Raw genomic sequence first — 3,465 nt, 5'->3', positions numbered from 1 at the left:
CAGATTCTACCTCGCGATAGACACCCTTGTCTTCGACTCGTGATACCGACCACTACGGCTCACAGCGGACTTGCACCGCCTAGTTACTGCCCATGCCGGGCGCACTAAAAAAAAATAACCAAACCCAACGCTTGAGTTGGTGTTTGGTTACTCCTAATTTTTATGATTATTTTCCAGCTGGTAAATTTAATAAATTAGTCGACGTATGTTGAATCGGTCTTATCCATCCATGCATATGTCATCCCGATGACTAAGGCACCACCGATGTAGTTCCCTAGGAATGCGAAGATCAAGTTATGCAAGATGCTGCCAAATGTCATCCCAGTAATTGTGCCGTGTGAAGCAAAGAAGGCCAATGAGAAAGCTGGGAAGTTGGCGATAACGTGTTCGTATCCAAGGAAAGCAAAGATGAAGATCACGAAGATGATCGCCATAACTTTACCGGCATCATCTTTCATACGTAAGTTGATCACGAAGGCTGTGTTAACAACAATGTTAGCGAACATCCCTTCGACTAAGATCTGCCAAGTTGACTTAGCCAATTTGGCTGCGACACCAGTAAACATGTAGTTGTCTGCTGGCAAGTTTTGGAAAGGACCAGTCAATGATACTAAGTATCCAAACAAGATCCCGCCAATCAGGTTAAACAACACACAAGTAAAGAGAATTTTGGCTGCTTTACCGACATTAACTTTGTGACGGTAAACCCCAACTGTCATAAATAACATGTTGGATGTTCCAAGTTCAGCGTTCATAAAGATGATCATTACCAATGACCAGCTAAACATAAAGGCAAAAGCAAATTTACCTGAACCAGGCATCACTTTTTCAGCTTGAATAGCTGTGCCAAAAGCAATTGCTGTTCCTAGTGTTAAGAACAACGTTGCCAAGACTGATCTAGCAGCGTAACGTGCAAAACTGCTGTCGATCAAAGTTACCTTGTTATGAATCCCAGCATCAATCTTCTTGAACAATGGTGATTCAGTAACTGTCTTTTCTTCTACTACGGGTGTTTCGCGTGTAATTCCAGTATACTCTTCGCCGTTTTCTGCAGCTTGAGTATCCATATTTGGTTGCATTTCCATGCTCATTTTCCCCCAATGTCTGTTGCTAAGTATAATATGCTTAACTAACTATCCTGCTAAGTTACTTTCAATAGTAACTTAGTTTATGTGTATTTTATTTTTGGTTCCAACCGACAAGTTATCGGGCTGATTCAGTAATTTAAGTAGCCAAGTTCAGTTCACAAACTAGCCCATTTAGCGCAATCCAGCTGGAAGATTGTGAAATCGCTTAATCATTTTGTCCGTGCAAACGTTGCCATTTTCGCCGCTAGAACTAGCTTAGTATAAAACTCGATTAATGTCAAAGACTTTTTGAATAAAAAAGATTTTATATTTTGTGCAATAAATTTTAGAAAAAGGCTTGAAAACGATTTCTACTTAGGCTTATAATGTTACCTGTTAACTCGATAACATAATTTTTAATCTGTTTGACACAAATAACTTTTTTGTTTCTTAACTATAAGTAATAATCATAAAAAAATGATAGTTTACATAGTACTTGATCAGCAGTTTAACGACCGCTGAAACGCTAGCAGTTATTTCACAAAGTCTTATTGTTTCAAACGTATACAACTTAGGAGGAAATTACACATGGCTTTTACATCAAGTAACGCTGAAGGTCCAGTAGACTTTTTTAACACTTTTGATTTGGAAAAAATGGCACAAGACGTTGTGCCTAAGGGTGCTTTTGGTTACATCGCGAGTGGTGCTGGTGACACATTCACTATGCATGAAAACATCCGCTCATTTAACCACAAATTGATCGTTCCTCATACATTGATGGACGTTGAAGACCCAGATACAAGCACAGTTTTTGCCGGTGAAAGTTTGCCTGCACCAATGATCATGGCCCCTGTTGCTGCCCACAAGTTGGCCAACAACCAAGGTGAAGTTGCTAGTGCTAAGGGTGTTGCCGATTACGGTTCACTTTACACAATTAGTTCATATTCTTCAGTTGACTTGCCAGAAGTTACTAAAGCATTGCATGGTGCCCCAGAATGGTTCCAATTCTACTATAGTAAAGACGACGGCATTAACCGTCACATCATGGACCGTGTTAAGGAACAAGGCATCAAAGCTATTGTTTTGACAGCTGACGCGATGGTCGGCGGTAACCGTGAAACAGATGCCAGAAACGGCTTCACTTTCCCAATTCCTTTGCCAATCGTGCAAGAATACTTGCCTGACAGTGTTGGTAAATCAATGGACTACGTTTACAAGTCAGCTAAGCAAAAGCTTTCACCTAAAGACGTGGAATACATTGCTCAATACTCTGGTTTGCCAGTTTACGTTAAAGGCCCACAAAGCAAAGAAGACGTTGAACGTGCTTTGTCAGCTGGTGCTGCAGGTATCTGGGTCACAAACCATGGCGGTCGTCAATTAGATGGCGGACCTGCTTCATTCGATTCCTTGCAAGAAGTTGCTAAGGCAGTTGACCACCGTGTCCCAGTGATCTTTGACTCTGGTATCCGTCGTGGACAACATGTCTTCAAGGCTATCGCTTCTGGTGCTGACGTTGTTGCTTTGGGCCGTCCAGCTATCTACGGCTTGGCTCTTGGCGGTAGTGTTGGTGTTAAACAAGTCTTTGAAAAACTCCAAGCTGAATTGAAACTTGTGATGCAATTAGCTGGTACACAGACTGTTGAAGACATCAAGCACTTTGAATTACGTGACAATCCATACGACCCATCATTTGATACATCAAATGATTTGAAGTTAGTTTAATCTTTAACACAAATCTTAATTAGAAACGACCAGATTCCTTCCACCTGAAGGAGTTTGGTCGTTTTTGTCTGGCCAGGATCTCGCCCGTTAGCGAGGCTTTTGTCTCCAGTGCTACGACCCAATCGATTGCTGGTCCTATTTTCTCATAGTTGAACCGGCTATCACATTTGCTACACCCGTTTCGCTAAAACAGAGGGAGCTTTCTCGATTGCTACACTTGTTTTATCAAACTTGGGGGAGCTTTTCCATTTGCTACACCTGTTTCGTCAAACTTGGGGGAGCTTTTCCATTTGCTAAACCTGTTTCGTCAAACTTGGGGGAGCTTTTCCATTTGCTACACTTGTTTCGCTAAAACAGGGGGAGCTTTCTCGATTGCCACACTTGTTTTATCAAACTTGGGGAAGCATTCCTGTTTGCGTACGCTGTTTTCCCAAAACAACGACCGCATTTCTTTTTGTCAACGTTATTTTCCCAAAACAACGACCGCATTTCCTATTGCGAACCTCGTTTCGCCATAACAGCGACCGCATTTCTTTTTGCCAACGTTGTTTTCCCAACACAGCGTACGCATTTCCAGTTGCGAACCTCGTTTCCCCAAAACAACGACCGCATTCTCTCCAAATCAGCACCTCAAATCGGGTAGGAGATAGTTCACACTATCGACCTCCCACACCAC

The 3,465-nt window shown here is 42.1% G+C and carries 2 protein-coding genes; one reads left to right on the top strand and one right to left on the bottom strand.

All coding sequences use genetic code 11. From position 1 onward, the window contains the following. Window positions 1-194: 194 nt before the first annotated feature. Entirely contained in the window at window positions 195-1,085 is an 891-nt protein-coding gene (locus LPAF129_RS10960) for a formate/nitrite transporter family protein (protein WP_373875052.1), read from the bottom strand. Window positions 1,086-1,655: 570 nt separating this feature from the next. Here LPAF129_RS10960 and lctO point away from each other — a divergent pair. Continuing rightward, a complete protein-coding gene (gene lctO, locus LPAF129_RS10955; RefSeq protein ID WP_244057150.1) occupies window positions 1,656-2,789 on the top strand; it encodes an L-lactate oxidase in 1,134 nt (377 codons plus the stop codon). Window positions 2,790-3,465 lie beyond the last annotated feature (676 nt).

Source organism: Ligilactobacillus pabuli, assembly GCF_022836475.1.
GTDB lineage: Bacteria > Bacillota > Bacilli > Lactobacillales > Lactobacillaceae > Ligilactobacillus > Ligilactobacillus pabuli.
This window is presented reverse-complemented; position numbering and strand designations above follow the sequence as displayed.

What these genes read in the sequence shown, in the direction of transcription:
- LPAF129_RS10960 (WP_373875052.1), bottom strand. Translation starts at nt 1,085, where the DNA reads ATGGAAATGCAACCAAATATGGATACTCAAGCTGCAGAAAACGGCGAA.
- lctO (WP_244057150.1), top strand. Translation starts at nt 1,656, where the DNA reads ATGGCTTTTACATCAAGTAACGCTGAAGGTCCAGTAGACTTTTTTAAC.